The sequence below is a fragment of the Kitasatospora sp. MAP12-44 genome (assembly GCF_029892095.1).
In the GTDB taxonomy this organism is placed as follows: Bacteria; Actinomycetota; Actinomycetes; order Streptomycetales; family Streptomycetaceae; genus Kitasatospora.
In genome coordinates this window covers 5,608,793-5,632,241 of record NZ_JARZAE010000004.1, presented here as the reverse complement: position 1 = coordinate 5,632,241, position 23,449 = coordinate 5,608,793, and the positions used below count along the sequence as shown (strand labels likewise).

Annotated in this window: 16 protein-coding genes; 1 reads left to right on the top strand and 15 read right to left on the bottom strand. The window is 72.5% G+C overall.

Annotated features, from left to right (window positions below; translation table 11 throughout):
• Window positions 1-96 precede the first annotated feature (96 nt).
• Complete coding sequence (locus tag P3T34_RS25990; RefSeq protein WP_280668462.1) at window positions 97-2,529, top strand: YfhO family protein; 2,433 nt, start codon at window positions 97-99, stop codon at window positions 2,527-2,529.
• Here P3T34_RS25990 and P3T34_RS25985 read toward each other — a convergent pair.
• The 15 genes from P3T34_RS25985 to P3T34_RS25915 all read right to left on the bottom strand — a co-directional run bounded on the left by P3T34_RS25985 (window position 2,510) and on the right by P3T34_RS25915 (window position 23,335).
• On the bottom strand, window positions 2,510-2,680 hold the full coding sequence (locus P3T34_RS25985; protein ID WP_280668461.1) for a hypothetical protein: 171 nt from the start codon (window positions 2,678-2,680) through the stop codon (window positions 2,510-2,512). The two genes, P3T34_RS25990 and P3T34_RS25985, sit on opposite strands and share 20 nt — an antisense overlap.
• Window positions 2,681-2,986: 306 nt before the next feature.
• A complete protein-coding gene (gene serA, locus P3T34_RS25980; RefSeq protein WP_280672392.1) occupies window positions 2,987-4,579 on the bottom strand; it encodes a phosphoglycerate dehydrogenase in 1,593 nt (530 codons plus the stop codon).
• Between the two features lie 299 nt (window positions 4,580-4,878).
• On the bottom strand, window positions 4,879-5,913 hold the full coding sequence (gene ilvC / locus P3T34_RS25975) for a ketol-acid reductoisomerase (RefSeq protein ID WP_280672390.1): 1,035 nt from the start codon (window positions 5,911-5,913) through the stop codon (window positions 4,879-4,881).
• A 72-nt stretch (window positions 5,914-5,985) separates the two neighbouring features.
• Window positions 5,986-6,510: an acetolactate synthase small subunit gene (gene ilvN, locus P3T34_RS25970; RefSeq protein ID WP_280668460.1), complete on the bottom strand. Its 525-nt coding sequence runs from the start codon at window positions 6,508-6,510 to the stop codon at window positions 5,986-5,988.
• A 42-nt stretch (window positions 6,511-6,552) separates the two neighbouring features.
• Window positions 6,553-8,406, bottom strand: coding sequence for an acetolactate synthase large subunit (locus P3T34_RS25965; RefSeq protein ID WP_280668459.1), 1,854 nt, complete (start codon window positions 8,404-8,406; stop codon window positions 6,553-6,555).
• A gap of 309 nt (window positions 8,407-8,715) precedes the next feature.
• Entirely contained in the window at window positions 8,716-11,742 is a 3,027-nt protein-coding gene (locus P3T34_RS25960) for an EAL domain-containing protein (protein ID WP_280672388.1), read from the bottom strand.
• Window positions 11,743-12,182: 440 nt separating this feature from the next.
• Entirely contained in the window at window positions 12,183-15,290 is a 3,108-nt protein-coding gene (locus tag P3T34_RS25955; RefSeq protein ID WP_280672386.1) for a helix-turn-helix transcriptional regulator, read from the bottom strand.
• Between the two features lie 173 nt (window positions 15,291-15,463).
• Window positions 15,464-15,691, bottom strand: coding sequence for a hypothetical protein (locus tag P3T34_RS25950; RefSeq protein WP_280668458.1), 228 nt, complete (start codon window positions 15,689-15,691; stop codon window positions 15,464-15,466).
• Between the two features lie 217 nt (window positions 15,692-15,908).
• Entirely contained in the window at window positions 15,909-17,414 is a 1,506-nt protein-coding gene (gene gatB / locus P3T34_RS25945; protein ID WP_280668457.1) for an Asp-tRNA(Asn)/Glu-tRNA(Gln) amidotransferase subunit GatB, read from the bottom strand.
• The gene (locus tag P3T34_RS25940; protein WP_280668456.1) at window positions 17,411-18,001 is read right to left on the bottom strand and encodes a DUF4276 family protein; all 591 of its coding nucleotides are present in this window, start codon (window positions 17,999-18,001) and stop codon (window positions 17,411-17,413) included. The genes gatB and P3T34_RS25940 overlap by 4 nt, the downstream gene beginning before the upstream one ends.
• On the bottom strand, window positions 17,998-19,179 hold the full coding sequence (locus tag P3T34_RS25935) for an ATP-binding protein (protein ID WP_280668455.1): 1,182 nt from the start codon (window positions 19,177-19,179) through the stop codon (window positions 17,998-18,000). The genes P3T34_RS25940 and P3T34_RS25935 overlap by 4 nt, the downstream gene beginning before the upstream one ends.
• Before the next feature lie 78 nt (window positions 19,180-19,257).
• The gene (locus tag P3T34_RS25930) at window positions 19,258-19,515 is read right to left on the bottom strand and encodes a hypothetical protein (RefSeq protein ID WP_280668454.1); all 258 of its coding nucleotides are present in this window, start codon (window positions 19,513-19,515) and stop codon (window positions 19,258-19,260) included.
• Window positions 19,512-21,005 carry an Asp-tRNA(Asn)/Glu-tRNA(Gln) amidotransferase subunit GatA gene (gatA, locus tag P3T34_RS25925; RefSeq protein ID WP_280668453.1) on the bottom strand — a complete coding sequence of 498 codons (1,494 nt, stop codon included), beginning with the start codon at window positions 21,003-21,005 and terminating at the stop codon, window positions 19,512-19,514. The genes P3T34_RS25930 and gatA overlap by 4 nt, the downstream gene beginning before the upstream one ends.
• Window positions 21,006-21,010: 5 nt before the next feature.
• Window positions 21,011-21,307: an Asp-tRNA(Asn)/Glu-tRNA(Gln) amidotransferase subunit GatC gene (gatC, locus tag P3T34_RS25920; RefSeq protein ID WP_045302923.1), complete on the bottom strand. Its 297-nt coding sequence runs from the start codon at window positions 21,305-21,307 to the stop codon at window positions 21,011-21,013.
• 156 nt (window positions 21,308-21,463) lie between these two features.
• The gene (locus P3T34_RS25915; RefSeq protein ID WP_280668452.1) at window positions 21,464-23,335 is read right to left on the bottom strand and encodes an EAL domain-containing protein; all 1,872 of its coding nucleotides are present in this window, start codon (window positions 23,333-23,335) and stop codon (window positions 21,464-21,466) included.
• Window positions 23,336-23,449: the final 114 nt, after the last annotated feature.

The following is a 23,449-nucleotide window of genomic DNA, read 5'->3' as shown; positions in this document are numbered from 1 at the left end:
CCAGTTCAGGTTACCCAGCGCGATCCGGTTCAGATCACCCGAACGGGTGCGGTTGGCGCCAGGGCGCTGACGGGGCGGGGCGGCAGGATGAGCGGCATGCGGGAATCTCGGGCTGCCGCGGGGGCGGCCGGGCTGGCGATGGGGGCGTACGCGCTGGCGCTCGCGCTGCGGGGGACTTACCCGTTCGGGGGGCGGGCCGGGCCGGCGGAGCGGTTCGTGCCGCTGTACGCGCACCTGTGGGACCTGCTGCACGGGAACACCTCCGGCGATCTGCTCTTCAGCTGGGGCAGCGGCTACGGGGTGCCGTTCCTGCCCGACCTGTTCACCTCCCTCCTCAACCCGTTCAGCTGGCTGGTCGCGCTGCTGCCACGCAGCGGGGCCGCGGTGGCGGTGTTCCTGACGACCCTGCTGAGCATCGGCCTGGGCACCGCCCTGATGACCGTCTTCCTCGGCCGGCTGCAGCCCGGTCCGCCGTGGCTGCGGGCGCTGCTCGCCGTCGGGTACGGGCTGTGCGCCTGGGCGCTGGTCGACGGCGCGGGCACGCCGGCCTGGCTGTGGGGGCTGGTCTCGCTGCCGCTGATCTGCCTGGCCTTCGACTGGTGCCTGCGCCGCGAGCGGTGGGTGCTGGGCACGCTCTGCGTCGCGGCGGCCTGGGCCGGTGACTTCTACACCGCCCTGGCGGCGAGCCTGGGCGCCGGCCTGCTGCTGCTCCTGCGGCTGGCGCTGGCGGGGCCCGCGCCGCGGGCCCGGCTGCGCTCGCTGGGCCGGGCGGTGGCCATGACGGCGGTGGGGGTGGGGCTGACCGCGCCCGTGCTGCTGGTGACCTTCCGGGCCGGGCAGGCGGCCCAGCCGGTGACGGTGTTCCGGCCCGCCACCCCGGGGTTCACCGACTACCTGGCCCAGGCGCTGCCGGGCGGCCGGTCCGGCCGGGCGCTGCCGAACGTCTTCGTCGGCGTGCCGGGCCTGCTGCTGGTGGCGGCGCTGCCGTTCCACCGCGCGGTGCCGGTGCGCGAGCGGATCGGCTGGTGCCTGCTGCTGGTGCTGGTCGCGCTCGCCTTCGTCTGGCGGCCGATGGTGCTGCTCTGGCACGTGGCGACCGCGCCCGAGGGCAACCCGTACCGGTCGACCTTCGTGCTCGGCGGGCTGCTGACCATGGTGGCCTGGAGCTGCCTGTCCCGGCGGCCGGACCTGCTGGCGCTGGCCGGCGGGGTGGCGGGGGTGGCGGCGCTGGCCGTGCTGGCGCACGGGCGCGGCTCGGCGCGGCCGATCACCTGGGTGCTGCTGGGCGTCGGGGTGCCGGTGCTGGTGGGCGCGCTATGGCTGCTCTCGCGCGGCACCCGGCGGGAGACCGCGGTGGCGGCGGTGGCACTGACCTGTGTGGTGGCGGCCGGATCGAGCTGGACGGCCTGCTGCGTGACGGCGCGGCCGGCGCACCCGCGGCCGCCGGACGGCGCACAGGTGCGCGCCGCGTACCGGCTGATCCGCGACGCGGACCACTGGCCGGCCGGGCGCACCGATCCCGGGCCGCACGAGTTCACCGGCAACGACCCGCTGCTGATCGGTGGTCAGGGCGGCGGATACGAGAGCGGCTACCTGCCCGCCCTCACCGCGCAGACCCTGCACGCGCTGGGCGCCGGGTGGTACCGGCAGGGGCAGCAGACGCTCAGCCTGGCGGACCCGGTCGGCCAGGCGCTGTTCGCGGTGACCGGCTCGCTGGACCAGCAGCTCGTGCTGCGGCGGCTGACCGCCCCGCCGCTGGTGACCGTGCACGGGGCGACGGCGCTGGACACCTCGTCGGTCTGGTCGCGCCAGCAGGCGCTGCTCGGCTCGACGGTCTACCAGATCCCGGCGCCGCAGCCGTTCGGCGCCCCGGCGCCGAGCGATCACGGCAGCAGCGGCTGGTCGATCCCGGCCACCGCGTCGGGCGCCGCCGCGACCGGCTTCACCGCGAGCTGCACCCCGGGCAGCGCCGCGTACTTCTACGGCCCGTGGTTCGCGGGGACGGTGACCGGTCCGGGCGGCTCGTTCGCCGGCGCCGGGCAGCAGAACGCGACGGCGATGCCGATCCACCCGCTGGGCGCCGTCCCCGCCGACGGGCGGATCCGGTTGGAGCTGCGCAGCGGTATCGCCAGCCAGGTCCCGGCGCTGCCGGTGGCCTGCCTGGACGCCGGCGCGCTGGCCGCCGCGGTGGGCCGGCTGACGGCCGGTGGAGCGGTGGCGGTCCGCGCGGGCGGCCACACGATCAGCGCGGTGCTGCCGCCCGGGAGCACCGGGACGGCCCTGTTCGCACTGCCGGTGGTCACCGGCTGGAGCTGCGCGGTGGACGGCGGCCGGCAGCGGACGCCGCTGTCGGCCGAGGGGTTGCTGGCCGTGCCGCTGGGCGCGGGCGCCTCGCGGGTGGCCTGTCGCTACCGTCAGCCCGGCCTGGCGGACGGGCTGACGGTGAGCGCGGGGGCGGCCGCGGTGCTGCTCGCAGTGGCGGTCGCCAGCCGGCTACGCGGCAGGAGGCTCAGCCGAGGTGGCCGGTGACGCCGCCGTTGTCGCGGCGGTCGAGGGCGCGCTGCAGGGCGGCGGCGGCGAAGACGTTCGGCTCGCTGCGGCGGCGCCTGCGGCGGGCGGGCTCCGCGGCGGAGGCGGGGGTGCGGTCGCGGTGGGTGATCAGGTCTGCGGTGGGGGGCATACCGGACTCCTGGGTTCATGGGCACGCACGGGTGCCATGTGAAAGGTGAGGAGGGGGATACGCCTGGCGGGGGTCGCCCGCCACAGTGCGTAGGCGCGCACGGGCCGCGGGCTCCGGGCGGATGGTGGGGCCGGGAGGACGGGCTGACCGTGTGGCATGTTTTACGTTACGCCGGAGGTCAGCGGCTGTCTGCACAACTACTCGGATTTCCTACTATCTGAGACGCGGGCCTCCGGATCCGGAACGCGGGAGGCCCGGACCCCCTGGCAGCAGGGGGTCCGGGCCTCGGGCATGGGCCTGGCGGGGTCAGCCGAGGTCGACACCGCGGGCGAACTTGGCGCCGATCTCGGTGGCGATCTCGGCGAGCACCTCCTGGGAGATCTCGCTGTCCACCGTGATCGAGGCCAGCGCGTCCTTGGTCTCGCCGTCGCGGGCCACCTGCATGCCGGCGATGTTGATGCCCGCGTCGCCGAGGATCCGGCCGAGCGTGCCGACCACGCCGGGGCGGTCCTCGTACTTGAAGAAGGCCATGTGGTCGGTCAGCGCCACATCCACGTCGAAGGCGTCCACGCCGACGATCTTCTGCTGCTGCTTCGGGCCGGAGAGCGTGCCGGAGATGGCGACCTCGCCGCCGTCCGCGAGCGTGCCGCGCACGGTGATCACATTGCGGTGCTCGGGGCTCTCGCTGCTGGTGGTCAGCCGCACCTCGACGCCGCGCTCCTGGGCGAACAGCGGCGCGTTCACATAGGACACCGTCTCGGCCACGACATCCTCGAACACGCCCTTGAGCGCCGAGAGTTCGAGCACCTTGACGTCGTGCTGGGTGATCTCGCCGCGGACCTCGACATCGAGCCGGACGGCGACCTCGCCGGCCAGCGCGGTGAAGATCCGGCCGAGCTTCTCGGCCAGCGGCAGGCCGGGACGGACGTCCTCGGCGATCACGCCGCCCTGCACGTTGACCGCGTCCGGCACCAACTCACCGGCCAGCGCCAGGCGTACGGACTTGGCGACCGCGATACCGGCCTTCTCCTGCGCCTCGTCGGTGGAGGCGCCCAGGTGCGGGGTGGCCACCACGTTGTCGAAGCTGAAGAGCGGGGAGTCGGTGCACGGCTCCTTGGCGTAGACGTCCAGGCCCGCGCCGGCCACCCGGCCCTCCTTGAGGGCGCTGGCGAGCGCGGCCTCGTCCACGATGCCGCCGCGCGCGGCGTTGACGATCCGCACGGTCGGCTTGACCTTGTGCAGCGCCTCGTCGCCGATCAGGCCGATCGTCTCGGGGGTCTTGGGCAGGTGCACGGTGATGAAGTCCGAGACCTCGAGCAGCTCGTCGAGCGAGAGCAGCTTGACGCCCATCTGGGCCGCGCGGGCGGCCTGGATGTAGGGGTCGTAGGCGACGATCTTCATGCCGAAGGCGGACATCCGCTGGGCGACCAGCACGCCGATCCGGCCCAGGCCCACCACGCCGAGGGTCTTCTCGGAGAGTTCGACGCCGGTGTACTTGTTGCGCTTCCACTCGCCCTGCTTGAGCGCGGAGTTGGCGGGCGCGATGTTGCGGGCGACCGAGATCAGCAGGCCGCAGGCGAGCTCGGCGGCCGTCACGATGTTGGAGGTCGGCGCGTTGACGACCATCACGCCGGCCTTGGTGGCGGCGGCGACGTCGACGTTGTCCAGGCCGACGCCGGCCCGCGCGACCACCCTGAGCTTCTTCGCCACGGCCAGCGCCTCGGCGTCGACCTTGGTGGCGGAGCGGATCAGGATCGCGTCGGCGTCCGCGATGGCGGTCAGCAGCTCGGTGCGGTTCGCACCGTCGCAGTGCCGGATGTCGAAGTCCGGGCCCAGTGCGTCGACCGTGGCAGGCGACAGCTCTTCGGCGATCAGCACAACAGCGTTCTTGGATGTCACAGTGCTCACGACAGTTTGTCCTTACTGTCCGGTGCTCCCCCGGTCCACGGGCACGTGGGTGGCGTGCCGACGTGATGCCGGCCGGCATTTGGGGGAAGGTGGCATGCCGCGTAGGTAGACGCACGACGCTGTGGGCCTGACGCGCACTCGGGAGTCTATCGACGTACCGGGTTTCCGCCTGTGCCCGTACGGCGAAATCACCCGCACGAGACCAGACGCCGTGTACAGCCCGGGGGTTGGGTCCGGGCCCGGACCCAACCCCCGCGCAGGAGCCTGGAGGTTCAGGCTCGTGGGACGCTTCAGGCGTCCTTGACCCAGCTCATGAGCTTGCGCAGCTCCTTGCCGGTGGTCTCCAGCAGGTGCTCGGAGTCCGCGGTCTTGTACTCGTTGTACTTCGGCAGGCCGGCCTTGTACTCGGCGATCCAGGTGTTGGCGAAGGTGCCGTCCTGGATCTCGGTGAGGACCTTCTTCATCTCGGCCTTGGTGTCGGCGGTGATGATGCGGGGGCCGGTCACGTAGTCGCCCCACTCGGCGGTCTCGGAGACCGACCAGCGCATCTTCTCCAGGCCGCCCTCGTACATCAGGTCGACGATGAGCTTCAGCTCGTGCAGGCACTCGAAGTAGGCGATCTCCGGCTGGTAGCCGGCCTCGACCAGGGTCTCGAAGCCGGCCTTGACCAGGGCGGCGGTGCCACCGCAGAGGACGGCCTGCTCACCGAACAGGTCGGTCTCGGTCTCCTCGGTGAAGGTCGTCTTGATGACGCCGGCCTTGGTGCCGCCGATGCCCTTGGCGTACGAGAGCGCCAGGGCGAAGGCGCCGCCGGTGGCGTCCTGCTCGACGGCCACGATGCACGGAACGCCGCGGCCCTCTTCGTACTGACGGCGCACCAGGTGGCCCGGGCCCTTGGGGGCGACCATGCAGACGTCGACGTCGGCCGGGGGCTTGATGAAGCCGAAGCGGATGTTCAGGCCGTGGCCGAAGAAGAGCGCGTCGCCCGCCTTCAGGTTCGGCTTGATGTCCGCCTCGTAGACGTCGGCCTGGATCGGGTCCGGCACCAGGATCATGATGACGTCGGCCTCGGCCGCCGCCTCCGCGGCGCTGACCACGCGCAGGCCGGCCTCCTCGGCCGCCGCACGGGACTTGGAGCCCTCCTTGAGGCCGACCCGGACGTCCACGCCCGAGTCGCGCAGCGACAGCGCGTGGGCGTGGCCCTGGCTGCCGTAGCCGATGACCGCGACCTTGCGGCCCTGGATGATGGACAGGTCTGCATCGTCTTCGTAGAACAGCTCGGCCACGGTGGAACTTCTCCTTGCGTGATGTCGCGTACGTGCAATGGCTACCGTACGCGCGGTGATGGGGATGTGGCGGGATCCGCCAGGGTGTGAGACGACCGCTGTCAGGCGCGGTCAGGCGCTGCGGTCGAGCGCGCGCAGTGAGCGGTCGGTGATCGAACGGGCGCCTCGCCCGATGGCCACCAGACCGGACTGCACGAGTTCCTTGATGCCGAACGGCTCCAGCATCCGCAGCATCGCCTCCAACTTGTCCGAGCTGCCGGTCGCTTCGATGGTCACGGCGTCCGGCGACACGTCCACGGTCTTGGCGCGGAAGAGCTGCACGATCTCGACGACCTGGGACCGGGTCTCGTTGTCCGCCCGGACCTTCACCAGGACCAGTTCCCGCTGGATCGCAGCGGACTGGTCGAGCTCGACGATCTTTATCACGTTGACCAGCTTGTTGAGCTGCTTGGTGACCTGCTCCAGCGGGAGATCCTCGACGTTGACCACGATGGTCATCCGGGAGATGTCCGGGTGCTCGGTCGGACCGACCGCCAGGGAGTCGATGTTGAAGCCCCGACGGGAGAACAGGGCGGCGATGCGGGCGAGCACGCCGGGCTTGTTCTCGACCAGGACGGAGAGGGTGTGCTTGGACATGATGCTCATTCCGTAAGCCTTAGTCGCAGTCGTAGGGGCGGGTCAGTCGAGGTCGTCGCCGAAGTCGGGGCGGATGCCCCGGGCGAAGAGGATCTCGTCGTTGCTGGTGCCGGCCGCGACCATCGGCCAGACCATGGCGTCCTGGTGGACGATGAAGTCGATGACCACCGGGCGGTCGTTGATCTCCATCGCCTGCTTGATCACCGTATCCAGGTCCTCCGGACGCTCGCAGCGCAGACCCACGCAGCCCATCGCCTCGGCCAGCAGCACGAAGTCCGGGATCCGGGTGCCCTGGGCCGGCGCCGCGATCCCGTCGTGCTCGGGACCGGCGTGCAGCACGGTGTTGGAGTAGCGCTGGTTGTAGAAGAGGGTCTGCCACTGGCGGACCATGCCCAGCGAGCCGTTGTTGATGACGGCGACCTTGATCGGCAGGTTGTTCAGCGCGCAGGTGACCAGTTCCTGATTGGTCATCTGGAAGCAGCCGTCGCCGTCGATCGCCCAGACCGCGAGGTCGGGCCGGCCGGCCTTGGCGCCCATCGCGGCGGGGACGGCGTAGCCCATGGTGCCCGCGCCACCGGAGTTGAGCCAGGTGGCGGGCTTCTCGTAGCTGATGAACTGCGAGGCCCACATCTGGTGCTGGCCGACGCCCGCCGCGTAGACGGCGTCCGAGCCGACCAGCTGCCCGATCCGCTCGATCACCTGCTGCGGCGACAACTCGCCCTCAGGGGCGGGCTCGTAGCCCAGCGGGTAGGTCTTCTTCCAGTCGTTGAGCTTGACCCACCAGTCGGTGTAGTCGCCGCGGTGGCCCGCCTCGTGCTCGGCCTGGACCGCGACGATCAGGTCGGCCAGCACCTCGCGGGCGTCGCCGACGATCGGCACGTCGGCCGGGCGGTTCTTGCCGATCTCGGCCGGGTCGATGTCCGCGTGGACGACCTTGGCCAGCGGGGCGAAGCTGTCCAGCTTGCCGGTGACCCGGTCGTCGAAGCGGGCGCCGAGGGTGAACAGCAGGTCCGACTTCTGCAGCGCGGTGACGGCCGGGACGCTGCCGTGCATGCCGGGCATGCCCAGGTGCTGCGGGTGGCTGTCGGGGAAGGCGCCGAGCGCCATCAGGGTGGTGACCACCGGCGCGCCGGTCAGCTCCGCCAGGATCCGCAGCTCGGCGGTGGCATTCGCCTTGAGCACCCCGCCGCCGACGTACAGCACCGGGCGCTTGGCACTGACCAGCAGCTTGGCGGCCTCGCGGATCTGCTTGGCGTGCGGCTTGGTGACCGGGCGGTAACCGGGCAGCGTGGTCTCCACGGGCCAGCGGAAGACCGTGGTCGCCTGCAGGGCGTCCTTGGCGATGTCGACCAGCACCGGGCCCGGCCGGCCGGTGGCGGCGATGTGGAAGGCCTCGGCGATCACCCGGGGGATCTCGGCCGGGTCGGTGACCAGGTAGTTGTGCTTGGTGATCGGCATCGTGATGCCGCAGATGTCCGCCTCCTGGAAGGCGTCGGTGCCGATCGCCTTGGAGGCCACCTGGCCGGTGATCGCGACGATCGGGACGGAGTCCATGTAGGCGTCGGCGATCGGGGTGACCAGGTTGGTCGCGCCCGGGCCGGAGGTCGCCATGCAGACGCCCACCTTGCCGGTGGCCTGCGCGTAGCCGGTGGCCGCGTGGCCGGCGCCCTGCTCGTGCCGGACCAGGATGTGCCGGACCTTGACGGAGTCCATCAGCGGGTCGTAGGCCGGGAGGATCGCCCCGCCCGGGATACCGAAGACGGTCTCCGCGCCGACGGCCTCAAGCGAGCGGATCAGCGACTGCGCCCCGGTCATCGTCTCGACCACCACCGGGGCGCCGTGGGACGGGGCGGCCGGGTGGTCCCCGCGGCGGGGGGATGCCGTGTGCTCAGTCATCTGCCTGTCTCTTCTCGGATTCTGTCGGCCCTGGCTTGAGGCCCTCGGTCTGCCGGGGGCTGCGCCGGGTCGGGCCGGTCGCCGGGCGCCTGTCCGCTTTCTCCCATTTTCGGGGGAAAAGGACCGGCGGTACAACGGTGTGCCAACGGAATGAGTGCAACAAAAAACCCCTCGTGCCCAGGGCATGCGAGGGGTGGCGCGTCGGTCTGTCTCAAGTCGGACCTGCTGGCCGACTCAGCCGACGCGCCCGCCAAGTACGAGAATTCGGGTGCGCATGGCACCGACCTTCCTCCCGAGCCACCGTCAGTGTCAAGCGGGCGGGATCACCGTCTCGCCATGCGGACCCACGGTGGGACCGGTCCCCTGGCCGCCGGACGGGCCCGCCGCGGCCCGGTGGTCCGGTGTCCTGGGACCGCCGTGGTGGTGCGGCGGGCAGCCAGAGCCGGCCTCCGGACGTACACCCGAACGGGTGTCCGCGGCGGCGAGGTAGGCCCGCCGGGCGGAGACCGCGCCGATCGGCCGGGGCAGCGGGTAGAGCCGGCGGGCCAGTGCGCGGCGCAGCCGGTACTCGTCCAGCGGCTGGGCGAAGGCCAGCCCCTGCCCCTGCCGGCAGCCGAGCTCCTGAAGCATCGTCACCTGGCGCGGCTGGTCCACCCCCTCGGCCACCGTGACCAGGCCGAGGTCCCGGCCCAGCCGCAGCGCGTGCCCGGCCAGTGCCCGGCTGCGCGGCGAGACGGGCAGCTCCTGGACCAGCGAGCGGTCCAGTTTGAGCGCGTCGAAGGGCAGCCGGGCCAGCGCACCGAGCGAGCCGTTGCCGGTGCCGAAGCCCGCCACCGCGGCGCCCACACCGAGCCGGCGCAGCGCGGCCAGCCGGCGGCCCAGCTCGTCCGCCATGCCGTCCGGGCCAGCAGTGGCCAGCTCGACGATCAGCTGCCCGGGCGGCAGGCCGGTGTCCCGCAGCGCGCCGGCGATGGTCTCGTAGACGCCGGGCGCGCAGAGCCGCTCGGCGGAGAGCCGCACCGAGACCGGGACAGCGCCCGACCCCAGGCGGCCGCCCAGCGCGGCCCCGGCAGCGGCCCGCAGAGCCGCCTCGGACACCGTCTGCTGGAGCAGCCAGCGGGCGAAGCGGTTGGCGGTGTCGCCGTGGTCGGAGCTGCGCAGGAACTCCACCGGGGTCAGCAGCAGCCCCTGCGCCGAGCGCCAGCGGGCCAGCGCCTCGACCCCGGTGACGGCGCCGCTGCGCAGGTCCACCACCGGCTGGTGCAGCAGCGCGAAGCTGCCCTCGCGAACGGCGACCCGCAGCCGGTCGTCCAGCTCCTTGCGGCGGTCCAGGTCGGCCCGCATCGCCGGGCTGTAGAGCACCACCCGGCCCTTGCCCTGCGACTTGGCCCGGTACATCGCCAGGTCGGCGTTGCGCATCAGCTCGTCCGCCAGCTGCTCGGGCGACTCGGCCTGCTCGGCCGGGCCGTCCGCCGCCGGGCCGAAGGCGATGCCGATGCTGGCGGCCACCCCGAGCTCGGCGCCGCCGATCCAGTACGGCTCGGAGAGCGCGCGGCGCAGCCGCTCGGCCAGCTCCTGGACCTGCGCGCGGCCGCGCGGGCCGCAGACCAGCGCGGCGAACTCGTCGCCGCCGAAGCGCGCCACGGTGTCCCCCGCGCGGACCACGCCCTGCAGCCGCCGGGCGGCCTGCACCAGCAGCTCGTCGCCGACCTGGTGGCCGGCGCTGTCGTTGACCGCCTTGAAGCCGTCCAGATCCAGGAAGAGCACGGCCGGCGGCCCGGCCTCCTCCGGCGGGTGCTCACGCGAGTGCTCGCGCGGGCCGTCGGCGCCCAGCGCGGCGCGCAGCCGCTGCGCGAACAGCGCCCGGTTGGGCAGGTCGGTGAGCGGGTCGTGGAACGCGTTGTGCTGCAACTGGGCCTGCAGGCGCACCCGTTCGGTGACGTCGCGGCTGTTGAGGATCAGCCCGTCGCGGTACCGGTTGACGGTGGACTCGACGTGCAGCCACTCGCCGCTGCCGGAGCGGATCCGGCACTCCACCCGGGCGCTCGGCTCGCCGCTGCGGGCCGGGTGGTGGGTGAGGTGGCGGGCCGGGCGGCTGCTGCGGGCCAGGAACCGGCGGACCTCGCCGACCACCCGGTCGGTGTCCTCCGGGTGCACCAGGTCGAGCAGCCGCCCGCCCACCAGCTCCTCCGGATCCCGGCTGTAGACCCCGAGGGCGGCCGGACTGACGTACGAGAGCACGCCGTTGGCCCCGGCGATCATGATCACGTCGCTGGAACCCTGCACCAGCGAGCGGAAGTGCGACTCCTTCTGCGACAACTCCTGGGCCAGCGACAGGTTGTCCAGCAGCATGATGCCCTGGCGGACGATCAGCGCCAGGCCCACGGTGCAGGCCACCACGATCACCACCCGGTCCATCGGGTGCCCTCCGAGGGCGTTGTAGAGGATGCCCGCGGTGCAGACCGAGGCGGCGGCGTACGGGGTCAGCGCGCTGAAGGTGGAGGCGACCCGGCGGCGCGGCGCACCGCCCGCCGAGGGGTGCTCGCGGCTGGGGTGGCGCCGCTGCCGGCGGGTCGACCAGGGCGCCGAGGCGAGCAGCAGGCTGCCGGCGAACCAGCCGGCGTCCAGGATCCCGCCGGAGCGGTAGGTGCTGTGCACGGAGGTGAAGAGCGCGTCGCAGGCCACCGTCACGGCCAGCCCGAGCATCGCGGTGTGCACGGCGGCCCGGTTGCAGTCCCGGCCGCGGAACCGCAGGCCGACCACCAGCGAGACCATCAGGATGTCCAGCACCGGATAGGCCAGGTTGAGCGCCAGGCTCAGCGGATCGCCGGTCTGGCCCTCGGCGGTGCGGCCGAGCGCCAGGCTCCAGCTCAGCGTGAAGAGCGAGCCGGCCACCAGCCAGCCGTCCAGCAGCAGGCAGAACCAGCCGGCCGCGCCGCGCGGGCGCTGGGCGAGCACCAGCAGGCCGACGATGGCCAGCGGGGCGAACGGCAGGAAGGCGTAGACGGCCAGCGAGTCGGGGGGCAGGTCGGTGCGCAGCACCACCTCGTACCAGCCCCAGGTGCCGTTGCCCAGGGCGACCGTGCAGGAGGAGAGCCCGAAGAGCAGCCAGGCCGGGCGGGCCGGCCCCGGCACCGTGCAGCCGTGCACCAGACAGGAGAGCGCGGCCGCCAGCGCGGCCCCCGCCAGGCCGAAATCGCCCATGAACAGTGCCACTTCGCGCGAACCCCAGCCGCTGGCGGCGCCCAGCGCGTAGGCCAGCCAGAGGAACGCCAGCAGCACGCCGGGCAGGCGCTGGTCGAACGTGAGCCCGCGCGGGGGGTCGGACGGGCTCATCGGTTCACCCTCGCACCCGGGCGCGAGCCCGACCCCGATCGGCAGCGCGACCCCGGACGGGAGCGCGACTTTGGGCGCGAGCGCGGCAGGCGGCGGCGCGGCAACGGTCGACGGCATGGCATCGGCGGGGTTCACCCGGCACCTCCCCCTCCGGCCCGGGGCCGCGTGCCCCCCGGACTGCGGCTTCGCCGGCCGCAGACGGACCGCCGGCCTGCGTCCAGCGGGCGGGCCGACATCCGACGACCGTCGCGCCGCACCAGTACTCCCAGTCGGGACACTACACCACTGTGGTCACTCAATGACACGCACACTCAACTTAGAGTAATGGTCCGAGAGTAGGGATATGCACCCGCTTCCACCAGATCGGCCCGGTTGGCCGTAGCGCACACGCTGAAGCGCGCGCGCCGGGGCGTGTGCGTCCGTGCGCCGGGCCCTGTGCGTCAATGCGCCGGGGCGTGAGACCGGCCGAAAGCCCCGGCCGGCACGGCCTCCTGGGCACCTTCCCGGGCAAGTTCGGGGGCAGCTTCGGGGAACAGCCGCAGGCGGTGCGCGAGCGCGGCCGCCTCGCCTCGCCCCGAGACCTCCAACTTCGCCAGGATGTTGGAGACATGCACGCTGGCCGTCTTGGGCGAGATGAAGAGCTCCTGGGCGATCTGGCGGTTGGTCCATCCCTGGGTCAGCAACCGCAGCACATCCGTCTCGCGCGGGGTCAGGGCGAACGCGGCGGTCGGCGCCGGCGCCCCCTTCGGCTCCTCGGCCGCCGGGCGGGCCACCCCGGCCCGGTCCACCAGCCGGGCGATCTCCTGGCCGAGCGCGGCGTCCCCGCGCAGCGCCGCCAGCGCGGCCGCCTCGTGCAGCAGCGGGCCGGCCTCCTCCCGCCGGCCCGCCCCGGCGGCCGCCCGGCCCGCCCCGAGCAGCGCCAGGACCAGCGGATAGGGCAGCCCGGTGGCGCGCAGCGGGGTGATCGCGGCGGCCCAGTGCGCCGGGGTGTCGGCGCCGGTGGCCCGGGCCAACTCGGCCTCGGCCAACCGCGCCCAGCCCACGTGCAGCGGGACCACCGGCCGCTGGCTCGCCAGCAACCGGGCGATCCGGTCGAGCACCGGCGCCCGGCCGAGGTCGGCGGCGGGCAGGCCGACCGAGTCGGCCTCCACCCCGGCGGCCCGGGCCAGCACCGGCAGCAGCCCGCAGTCGCCCTTCGCGGGCAGCCCGCGGTCCAGCACCGCCAGCAGCTCGGCCCGTGCCTGCAACGGCCGGCCGGTCCGTGCGGCGAGGTCGATCGCCAACCGGACGGTGGGCAGCACGTGCTGGGCCGGCTCGTCCTTGCCGTCCCCGCGCACGGACTTCGCCAGCTGCTCGGCGGCCAGCGCCAGATCGCCGCGCAGCAGGGCGAGTTCACCGCGGATCCGGTGCAGGTACTCGTCGTGGTTCTCGGCTCGGCCGTTGCCCTCCCAGCCGGCCAGCAGCTCGGCGGCCTCGTTCGGGCGACCGGTCATGATCAGGCACTCGGCCAGGTTGCCGGCCAGGATCGCCCCGGTGTTGCGCAGCAGGCCGAGCCGCCCGGCCACCTCCAGGCCCTCCCGCGCCAGCGTGGTGGCCTCCTCGGCGTGGCCGTAGTGGGCCAGCATGCTGGCCAGGTTGTTCAGGCCGCGGGTGAGCAGATCCGGCACACCCAGCTCGCGGGCGGCCGCGACGGCGGCGCGCAGCTCGGCCATCGCCCGCTCCGGTCCGCCGAAGTCGTTGTAGAGGGTGCCGAGCGTCATCCGGGCGTGCAGCTCCACGCCCGGCGCGCCGACCTCCCGGGCTATCGCGACGGCCCGCTCGGCCAGCTCGACGTGCTCCTCGGTGGGGGCCAGCAGCATGCCCTGGGAGGCGCTCATCGCGAACACCTCCGCCTGCACGGCGGACGGCCTACGGCCCTCCACCAACCGCTGGGCGTGCGCCAGCTCCTCGTCCCCGCCGACCCGGTTGAGGTGGCCCAGCAGGCGGGCCCGGTTCATCCGGAACCAGGCGCTGCGCAGCGGGTTCTCCCGCTCGTCCACCTGCTTGAGGGCGCGCTTGGCCAGGCTCAGCCCGCGCTCGCGGTCGCCGGCCCGGCGGGCCGCGACGACGGCCTCGGCCAGCACGTCGACCAGCCGCAGCCGGTCGCACTGCGCGTCGCAGCCGCCCGGGTCGCAGCAGCACGGCGGGTAGGTCTCGGCCCAGTCGTGCGGCCGCAGGGTCTCCCCCAGGACCTCCTCGCCGACCTCGTCCCAGAGTTCGATGGCCCGCTCCAGCAGGCTCAGCTGCTCGGCGAAGGCGTTGCGGCGGCGGGCCGCGCGGGCGGCGTCCAGCGCGGTCGGCAGGGCGCGGGCCGGATCGTGCGCGTGGTACCAGTAGTTGGCCAGCCGCGCCGGGCGCTCGTCGCGCTGCACCAGGCCGGGATCGGCCTCCAGCGCGGTGGCGAAGTGGCGGTTGATCCGGTTGCGCTCCCCCGGCAGCAGGTCGTCCGAGACCGCCTCGCGGACCAGCGCGTGACGGAACCGGTAGCCCTCGCCGTCCTTGTCCAGTTGCAGGATGTTGGCCCCGACGGCGGTGCGCAGCGCGCCGATCAGCTCGTCCTCGCAGCCGTCCAGCACGGCGGCCAGCAGCTCGTGTTCGACCCGTGAGCCGCCCTCGGCGGCGATTCTGACCACCTGCTGGGTCTCTTCGTCCAGCGCCTCGACGCGGACCAGCAGGATGTCCCGCAGGGAGTCGCTCAGTCCGGCCGAACAGCCGCCCTGGTAGGAGTTGGCCAGCTCCTCGACGAAGAACGGATTGCCCTCCGAGCGCCGGTGGATCAGCTCGACCAGTCGGCGGTCCGGCACCTCGGTGCCCAGGATGCCGGCCAGCTGGGCGGCCACCTCGTGGTGACCGAAGCGGTCCAACTCCAGGCGCTGCACGGTGCGCTGGCGCTCCAGCTCGGCCAGGAAGGGGCGCAGCGGGTGACGGCGGTGCAGGTCGTCGGTGCGGTAGGTGGCCAGGATCAGCACCCGGGAGCGGTGCAGTGTGCTGATCAGATAGGCCAGCAGCTCGCGGGTGGAGCGGTCGGACCAGTGCAGGTCCTCGATCGCCAGCACCAGCGTGCGCTCGGCGCTGAGCCGCTCGAAGAGCCGGGTGATGTGCTCGAACAGCCGGGCGCGGCCGTACTCGTCGTTCGGCTCGGTGTCGGCGTCGCCGAACTCCGGGAGCAGCCGGGAGAGATGGTTCTCCATCCCCTCGGCGGCGCGGGCCAGTTCGGGGCCGAGACGGCGGTGCAGGCGGCGCATCGCGGTCACCAGCGGCGCGTACGGCAGGCCCTCGGCGCCGACCTCCAGGCAGCCGCCGAGCATGGTGACGGTGCCCTCGGCGCCCTCGTCCGGGCTCCCGCTGTCCGCCGCGCAGAGGAACTCCTCCAGCAGGCGGGTCTTGCCGACCCCGGCCTCCCCGCCGATCAGCAGGGCCTGCGGCTGCCCCGCCGAGGCGCGGCGCAGCGCAGCCGTGAGGGTGGCGGTCTCGCTGCCACGACCGACGAACACAGGACTGACCGACATCTGATCCACGGCGCCGAGCATGCCACAGGGACCCGACAGCGGCCGAGTGATTACCCGCAGCGCTGAACCGGGCTCCGCGCGCGGCCCCGCAATGCCCGAGGGGAGGGCGCCGGCGGCGTCCCTCCCCTCGTTCCCCGGCGCTCCCCACGTGCCGCCGGGGTGGTCCTGTTCTGTCAGCATTCGGTGCAAGCGGCGGCGGTGGTGCGGGGCGCCGTGGTGCGGGTCGCCGTGGCGCGGGTGGCCAGCCGGCGCAGCGCCCCGCTGCGGCCGCTGACGCCCTGCGGCCGCTCGGCCTGCCGCGCGCTGCGGCGGATGGCGCGGGCCTCGGTGACCAGCCGCTGGTGGGCGGCGATCTCGCGCATCTCGGCGTTGAGCTGACGGTAGAGGTCGTACTCGTTCATCGTCGGTCCCCTGTTCCGGGACGCTTCCCGGTCTCTTTCGACCGGTCCGTCGTCCTGGTAAGAGCCTCCTCCCCCAGCGGGGTGCCGGGCATCGGCAGCATGCCGCATCTTCCGGGGCGTCAGAGCCTTAGACGGGCCGGCAAACGGCTGTGGCCACCCCTAAGGAGGGGTGGCCACAGGCCCTGGGATCTAAGGCGATCTAAGGCGGTGACTAAGGCTAGGCAGCGCCGAGCTTCTCCAGGATCAGATCCTTGACGCGGGCCGCGTCGGCCTGGCCGCGGGTGGTCTTCATGACCGCGCCGACCAGCGCGCCCACCGCGGCGACCTTGCCGTCGCGGATCTTGTCCGCGATGGCGGCGTTCTCCGCGATGGCCTGGTCGACCGCCGCGCCGAGCGCGGAGTCGTCCGAGACGACCGCCAGGCCACGGCTCGCCACGACCTCGTCCGGCTCGCCCTCGCCCGCCAGCACGCCCTCGATGACCTGACGGGCCAGCTTGTCGTTCAGCTTGCCCTCGGCGACCAGCGCGCACACCCGGGCCACCTGGGTCGGGGTGATCGGCTGCTCGGCGAGGTCGGTGGCGGTCTCGTTGGCCCGGCGGGCCAGCTCGCCCATCCACCACTTGCGGGCCTGGTCGGCCGGCGCACCGGCCGCGATGGTCTCCAGGATCGGCTCCACCGCACCGGCGTTGAGCACCGACTGCATGTCCTTGTCCGACAGGCCCCACTCGCCCTGCAGCCGGGCGCGGCGCACCCGCGGCAGCTCGGGCAGCGCGGCGCGCAGCTCCTCCACCCAGGCACGGGCGGGGGCGATCGGCACCAGGTCGGGCTCGGGGAAGTAGCGGTAGTCCTCGGCGTTGTCCTTGATCCGGCCGGCCGTGGTGCTGCCGTCCTCCTCGTGGAAGTGCCGGGTCTCCTGGACGATCGTGCCGCCCTCGTCCAGCACGGCGGCGTGCCGCATGATCTCGAAGCGGGCCGCCCGCTCCACGCTGCGCAGCGAGTTGACGTTCTTGGTCTCGCTGCGCGTGCCGAACTCCGCCCGGCCGTGCGGGCGCAGCGACAGGTTGACGTCGCAGCGCATCTGGCCCTTGTCCATCCGGGCCTCGGAGACGCCGAGCGCCTTGATCAGCTCACGCAGCTCGGCGACGTACGCCTTCGCCACCTCGGGAGCCCGGACGCCCGCGCCCTCGATCGGCTTGGTGACGATCTCGATCAGCGGGATGCCGGCCCGGTTGTAGTCGAGCAGCGAGTGCGAGGCGCCGTGGATCCGGCCGGTCGCGCCACCGATGTGCGAGGACTTGCCGGTGTCCTCCTCCATGTGGGCGCGCTCGATCTCGACCCGGAAGATCTCGCCGTCCTCCAGCTGCACGTCGAGGTAGCCGTTGAAGGCGATCGGCTCGTCGTACTGCGAGGTCTGGAAGTTCTTGGGCATGTCCGGGTAGAAGTAGTTCTTCCGCGCGAAGCGGCACCACTCGGCGATCTCGCAGTTCAGCGCCAGGCCGATCTTGACCGCGGACTCCACCCCGATCGCGTTGACCACCGGCAGCGAGCCGGGCAGGCCGAGGCAGGTCGGGCAGGTCTGGCTGTTCGGCTCGGCCCCCAGGGTGGTCGAGCAACCGCAGAACATCTTCGTCTTGGTGCCCAGCTCGACATGGACCTCCAGGCCCATCACCGGGTCGTACGACGCAAGAGCGTCGTCGTAGGAGACGAGGTTCATGCCGCTCACAGGAAATGCAACTCCTTCAGTACAGTCGTGAGCTCCTCGCACCATTCACGGTAGGCGGGGAGAGCCTTGAGACGGACGAGGTCGATCTCATTGCTAAGTTTCTCAGAGAGGTTTCTGGAGTCGTATCCAGGAAGAATACGGCTGAGCAGATCCTTCGGGTCCGACACCCTCTCGGCCTGAGCCGCGGAGGTCGGAATCAGCTCCGTGACCGCGCCGGGCACCGAGCGAAGCAGTTCCGCATCTGCCAGGAGCCAAGCCTCGGTCTCCCGGACCGGGACGACGCCGACCATACGCCGTCCGACCGGAATCGCCGTCAGCGCCGCCACCTTCGCGATCTTGTCCCGTTCTCTGTGGTCATTGTGCAGAAACACGATATGGCAGTCGGCGGCGAGGTCCGCCACAGCGGCCGCGACCTGCGCCGCCCCCTTTGTCGACGGGCAGTCGCCCGGCAGGACGAACTCCTGTACGTCGAAGGGCTCACCAGCCGCTGATCCCAGGGCCAGCAGCTGACGAACGATGACCCGACCGAGGAACAGCTGGTCCTCAGGTCCCTCGGCGATCAGACCGGGCACCAGGTACCGGCTCATCCCGGGCCCGCCACAGCGCTTTCAAGAAACCTGCGGGCCTCCCGAGCCGGGACGAAGGTGCCCGGCTCGCCCGACATCCCGAGCCGCCGCGCGCGGGTGTGCCGTACCGGGCCCCGGTCGCCGCCCACCCGCGTCACCGTGTCGATGAAGACGGCATCGCCCTGGTGGTCGGGAAGCAGCGCGGAGAGCACTACCGGCGAATGGGTCGTCAACAGGATCTGGCGCCTGGTCGCAGGATTCGTCGTGGCCCGCAGGCGACGGACGAGCTCACGAACCTGTCCGGGGTGCAGGCCGTTCTCAGGCTCCTCGACCATCAGGGTGCCCGGGTTGTCCGGGTCGTGAGCGGCGGTGAGGAGCGCGAGGATCCGTAGGGTCCCGTCCGAGGCCAGCCTGACCGGCACCTTCGCGGCCGCCTCGTAGACGAGGTCCAGGTCCCAGACCCCCCGGTTCGGATCCGGGGTCGGGACGACTCCGGTCAGCCCTCGGAGCACCGCGGCCGCATCGGCCAGGAGCCGGAACGACTCCGGGGTGCCGACTGTGCCGGACTCGCCCAGCAGCCGGCCCAGCACCCCGGGAAGGTTGCGTCCGGAAGGCGAGAGGGCATCCGAGTCGTAGAGGTCGCTGGGCATGCGAATCGACTCCGGATCGGGCGCCAACATCGTCCAACCGAAGAGCTCGCGGTGGAACATCTCCAGCCACCCGCCATGGCTGGCGGCCATTACCACGGCGAATGCCCCGGCCTGGAGCACCGGACGGCCGACCGCTGCGGCCTCCTGGTCGGTCAGCGTCCAGCCCTCGGGCAGTTCCGCAAGAGCGCGCAGTCGCACCGTGGTTTCCGGCATCCCGGGCGCCTCGCGCAGCTCGGCCTCGATGACCGCCTCGACGTGCTGGAGCCCGTGGCCCGGCAGGTCGACGAGGAAGCGTACGAGCAACCGCATCTGCGGGACGGTGACACCGTCGGGTCCGGTGTGGAACTGATCGATCAACTGGCCTCTGCGCATGCCTCGCAGCCAGCTGCGCCCGTCGGTGTCTGTGATCAGCCTGCGCGCCAGATCGATCGCCTCGAACAGGTTCGACTTGCCGGTGCCGTTCGGACCTGCCAGGACCGTGAATGGGGTCAGATCGAGCGAGAAGCCGAGAAAGGACTTGAAGCCGTCGATCTCGATGCGGGTGATCATCCCGTTTCCTCCCTTCTCCGGTCCGGCAAGACGTAGTCGGCCTGTACGCCGGGTACAGGCCGACTCACCCGTGCTGTCTCAGCCCAGCAGCACGTCGTCGTCGCCCAGGTGCTTGAGCTCGCGCAGCAGCAGGGCGGTGCCGGTGACCAGGGCGAGGGCGCCGACCACGGCGTTGGCCAGCAGCAGGTTGTCCTGCTCGCTGCGGGCCTTCTTGACGTCCTTGACGATGCTCAGGACACCGAAAGCGCTGGTGCCGATGCTGAGCCACAGTCCGGGCTTGGAATGCTTCCAGCCCTTGATTGAACCACTGGCCTTAGCCTTCTCGATCTTGCTCACAGTGCCGGTGCCTCCTCGAGCAGGGGGTGCCCCCACTTGTCGTTGAGTGCGGCCTCGACGGCGCCGCCCACGCGGTACAGGCGGTCGTCCGCCATCGCGGGAGCGATGATCTGCAGGCCGACCGGGAGATTGTCCTCCGGGGCCAGCCCGCAGGGCAGCGACATGGCCGCGTTGCCCGCGAGGTTGGACGGAATCGTGCAGAGGTCGGCCAGGTACATCGCCAGCGGGTCGTCGGCTCGCTCGCCGATCGGGAAGGCGGTGGTGGGGGTGGTCGGCGAGATCAGCACGTCGACGCCGGCGAAGGCGGCGTCGAAGTCGCGCGAGATCAGGGTGCGGACCTTCTGGGCCGAGCCGTAGTAGGCGTCGTAGTAGCCCGAGGAGAGCGCGTACGTGCCCAGGATGATGCGGCGCTTGACCTCGGGGCCGAAGCCGGCCTCGCGGGTGAGCGCGGTGACGTCCTCGGCGGAGCGGGTGCCGTCGTCGCCGACCCGCAGGCCGTAGCGCATCGCGTCGAAGCGGGCCAGGTTGGAGGAGGCCTCGCTGGGCGCGATCAGGTAGTAGGCGGGCAGCGCGAGGGTGAAGGACGGGCAGGAGACCTCGACGACCTCCGCGCCCAGCTCGCGCAGCAGCTCCACGCTCTCGTTGAAGCGCTGCATCACGCCGGCCTGGTAGCCCTCGCCGGCGAACTCCTTGACCACGCCGATCCGCATGCCGCGCACGTCGCGCAGCTTGGCGGCGGCGACCACGGCCGGGACGGGCGCGTCGATGGAGGTGGAGTCCAGCGGGTCGTGGCCGGCGATCGCCTCGTGCAGCAGGGCCGCGTCCAGGACCGTACGGGCGCAGGGGCCGCCCTGGTCGAGGGAGGAGGAGAAGGCGACCAGGCCGTAGCGGGAGACCGAGCCGTAGGTGGGCTTGACGCCGACCGTGCCGGTGACGGCGCCGGGCTGGCGGATCGAGCCGCCGGTGTCGGTGCCGATCGCCAGCGGGGCCTCGTACGCGGCCAGCGCGGCGGCCGAACCGCCGCCGGAGCCGCCGGGGATCCGGGAGAGGTCCCACGGGTTGCCGGTGATGCCGTAGGCGCTGTTCTCGGTGGAGGACCCCATGGCGAACTCGTCCATGTTGGTCTTGCCGAGGATCACCACGCCCGCGTCCTTCAGACGGGACGTCAGGGTCGCGTCGTAGGGCGGGATCCAGCCTTCGAGGATCTTCGATCCGCAGGTGGTGGGGACGCCCTTGGTGGTGAAGACGTCCTTGAGCGCGAGCGGGACGCCGGCCAGCGGGCCGAGCTCCTCGCCCTTGGCGCGCTTGTCGTCCACCGCGCGGGCCGCGGCCAGCGCGCCCTCGGTGTCCACGTGCAGGAAGGCGTTGACCTTCTTGTCGACGGCGTCGATCCGGTCGAGGTGGGCCTGAGCCACCTCGACGGCGCTGACCTGGCCGCTCGCGATGGCGGCGGCGGTGTCGGCGGCGGTGAACTTGATGAGGTCGGTCATGGGTGTTAGTCCTCCCCCAGGATCTGCGGCACGCGGAAACGCTGCTCCTCGGCGGCCGGAGCACCGGACAGCGCCTGGTCCGGGGTGAGCGAGGGCCGGACCTCGTCCGCGCGCATGACGTTGGTCAGCGGCAGCGGGTGGGAGGTCGGGGGGACGTCCTGTCCGGCGACCTCGGAAACGCGGGCGACCGCGCCGATGATCACGTCGAGCTGCTCGGCGAAGTGGTCCAGCTCCTCCGCCTGCAACTCCAGACGCGACAGCCGGGCGAGGTGGGCGACCTCCTCGCGCGTGATGCCAGGCATGCAGCGATCCTCAAGGTGAGTTCTGGTGAGGTCGGGCACCCAGGGTGACCCGACCCGGACGGCGACCCGGCGGCACTGCCGCCCCGGCCTCGCGTCCTCTTGGTCTGTGCAGCCCATCCTAGGGGGCGTGGCCGCACGACCGGGCACGTCAGCCCTCTACTGCGGGGCAGTGGGCGCCTGCAGGCCGGTTTCGGAGGACTGCGGACGCGGTGCGACCAGCGGTGGGACCGGCTGGCTCAGGGGCTGGCCCAGGGGCTGGCTCAGCGGCGGGCCCAGCGGTTGGCCCATCGGCTGGCTCAGCGACTGGCTGATCGACTGGACGGCCTGGGTCGGGATCACCGGGCGCGGCAGCACCGGACAGGTCAGCTCGGCCTTCCCGGTCCAGCGGTCCAGCGTGGTCAGCCGCTCGGCGGGCGGCGGGCCGGTGCGGTGCACCCGCAGCCAGGCGGTGGCCTGGTCGGCGGGCAGGGCCGCGGAGACCAGCCAGCCCTGCACCGCGTCCACGCCCAGACCGTGCAGCCGCTCCCAGGTCTCGTCGTCCTCGACGCCCTCGGCGACCACGGTCAGGCCGAGCGAGTGCGCCAGCTCCACCGAGCAGCGCACCACGGCGGCGTCATGGTCGTCGGCGACCATCCGCGAGACGAACGAGCGGTCGATCTTCAGCTCGCCGACCGGCAGGCTGCGCAGCCGCACCAGCGAGGAGTGGCCGGTGCCGAAGTCGTCAAGCGACATCCCCACGCCCTGCCGGCGCAGTTCGGCCAGGGTGTCGGCGGCCCGCCGCGAGTCGTCCAGCAGTAGCCGCTCGGTGATCTCCAACTGGAGCGCCTGAGCGGGTACTTGATGGCGCGCCAAGTGGCCGGCGACACGTTGGGCGAAGCCCGGGTTGAGCACGTCGCGCGGCGAGACGTTGACCGCGACCTGCACCTGCAGGCCCTGGCCGCGCCAGGTGGCCAGCTGGCCGATCGCCGCCTCCAGCACGTAGTCGGTCAGCCGCGGCATCAGGCCGCTGGACTCGGCGAGGCCGACGAACTCGTCCGGGCTGACCTTGCCGCGCCCGGGCCGCTCCCAGCGCAGCAGCGCCTCCAGGCCGACCACCCGGCCGTCGAAGGCCACCTTGGGCTGGTAGTGCAGCTGGACCTCGCCCATCTCCAGGGCCCGGCGCAGATCGCCGAGCAGCCCGATCCGGTACGGCGTGTCGGCGTCCTGCGAGTGGTCGTACTGCTCGACGCCGGTGCGGCCCTGCTGGGCGTGGCCCATCGCGACGTCCGCGCGGCGCAGCAACGATTCTGCGTCGCCCGCGTGCTGCGGATAGACGCAGACTCCGGCGGACGCCTCCAGGACCAGTAGCAGCCCGTCGAGGCGGATCGGCGCGGCGAGTTCGGCGATCAGCGCCTTCGCCAGGCGCTCCAGGGTGTCGGGGCAGCCGACGCCGGGGAGCAGCACCGCGAACTCGTCGCCGCCCATCCGGGCCACCACCGCGCGGCGTCCGCGTTCGGCGATCGGCGGCAGTTCGGCGAGCAGTTCCTCGGTGTCGCGGCGGCGGTCGGCGGCGCCGGACGGGCCGTCCAGCGCATTGGACGAGGTGTCGGGCAGGCCGCCGCGCAGCACCCGGTGCAGGCGGCGGGCGATGTGCACGAGCAGCCGGTCGCCGGCCGCGTGACCGAGCGTGTCGTTGAGCGATCGGAACCGATCGAGGTCGAACAGGATGAGACCGACGCAGTAGCCCTCCTCGTCCTGGTGCTCGGCGATCGCCTCCTGGGCCGCCAGCAGCAGCGCGTGCCGGTTGGGCAGGTCGGTGAGCGGGTCGGTGAGCTGGTCCCTGGCCCGATCGCGGGCGATCCGCCAGGCCGCCACCAGGACGGCCAGGGGGACCGCGAAGAGCGGCAGCAGTTCGGGCTCGTAGCGGCTGACCAGGACAGCCAGTGGGATGAGCGGTGCGGCCCCGGCCAGCAGCACACCGAGCAGCAGGACCGCGCCTGCCACCCCCTGCGGCGGACGCGTCAACGCCCCGCCGGTCGTACCATCCATACGCCCTGTCCTCCGTCAGGCCCGCCCCGCCAGGCCGCGTCGCGGCTGGGACCGACCGGAAGAACGGTCGGCCCTGGCACCCCTGATGGTGTGCCAGTCGGTCTCAGCCGGGAA

What these genes read in the sequence shown, in the direction of transcription:
- P3T34_RS25990 (WP_280668462.1), top strand. Translation starts at nt 97, where the DNA reads ATGCGGGAATCTCGGGCTGCCGCGGGGGCGGCCGGGCTGGCGATGGGG.
- P3T34_RS25985 (WP_280668461.1), bottom strand. Translation starts at nt 2,680, where the DNA reads ATGCCCCCCACCGCAGACCTGATCACCCACCGCGACCGCACCCCCGCC.
- ilvN (WP_280668460.1), bottom strand. Translation starts at nt 6,510, where the DNA reads ATGTCCAAGCACACCCTCTCCGTCCTGGTCGAGAACAAGCCCGGCGTG.
- P3T34_RS25965 (WP_280668459.1), bottom strand. Translation starts at nt 8,406, where the DNA reads ATGACTGAGCACACGGCATCCCCCCGCCGCGGGGACCACCCGGCCGCC.
- P3T34_RS25960 (WP_280672388.1), bottom strand. Translation starts at nt 11,742, where the DNA reads ATGAGCCCGTCCGACCCCCCGCGCGGGCTCACGTTCGACCAGCGCCTG.
- P3T34_RS25955 (WP_280672386.1), bottom strand. Translation starts at nt 15,290, where the DNA reads ATGTCGGTCAGTCCTGTGTTCGTCGGTCGTGGCAGCGAGACCGCCACC.
- P3T34_RS25950 (WP_280668458.1), bottom strand. Translation starts at nt 15,691, where the DNA reads ATGAACGAGTACGACCTCTACCGTCAGCTCAACGCCGAGATGCGCGAG.
- P3T34_RS25940 (WP_280668456.1), bottom strand. Translation starts at nt 18,001, where the DNA reads ATGAGCCGGTACCTGGTGCCCGGTCTGATCGCCGAGGGACCTGAGGAC.
- P3T34_RS25935 (WP_280668455.1), bottom strand. Translation starts at nt 19,179, where the DNA reads ATGATCACCCGCATCGAGATCGACGGCTTCAAGTCCTTTCTCGGCTTC.
- gatA (WP_280668453.1), bottom strand. Translation starts at nt 21,005, where the DNA reads ATGACCGACCTCATCAAGTTCACCGCCGCCGACACCGCCGCCGCCATC.
- gatC (WP_045302923.1), bottom strand. Translation starts at nt 21,307, where the DNA reads ATGCCTGGCATCACGCGCGAGGAGGTCGCCCACCTCGCCCGGCTGTCG.
- P3T34_RS25915 (WP_280668452.1), bottom strand. Translation starts at nt 23,335, where the DNA reads ATGGATGGTACGACCGGCGGGGCGTTGACGCGTCCGCCGCAGGGGGTG.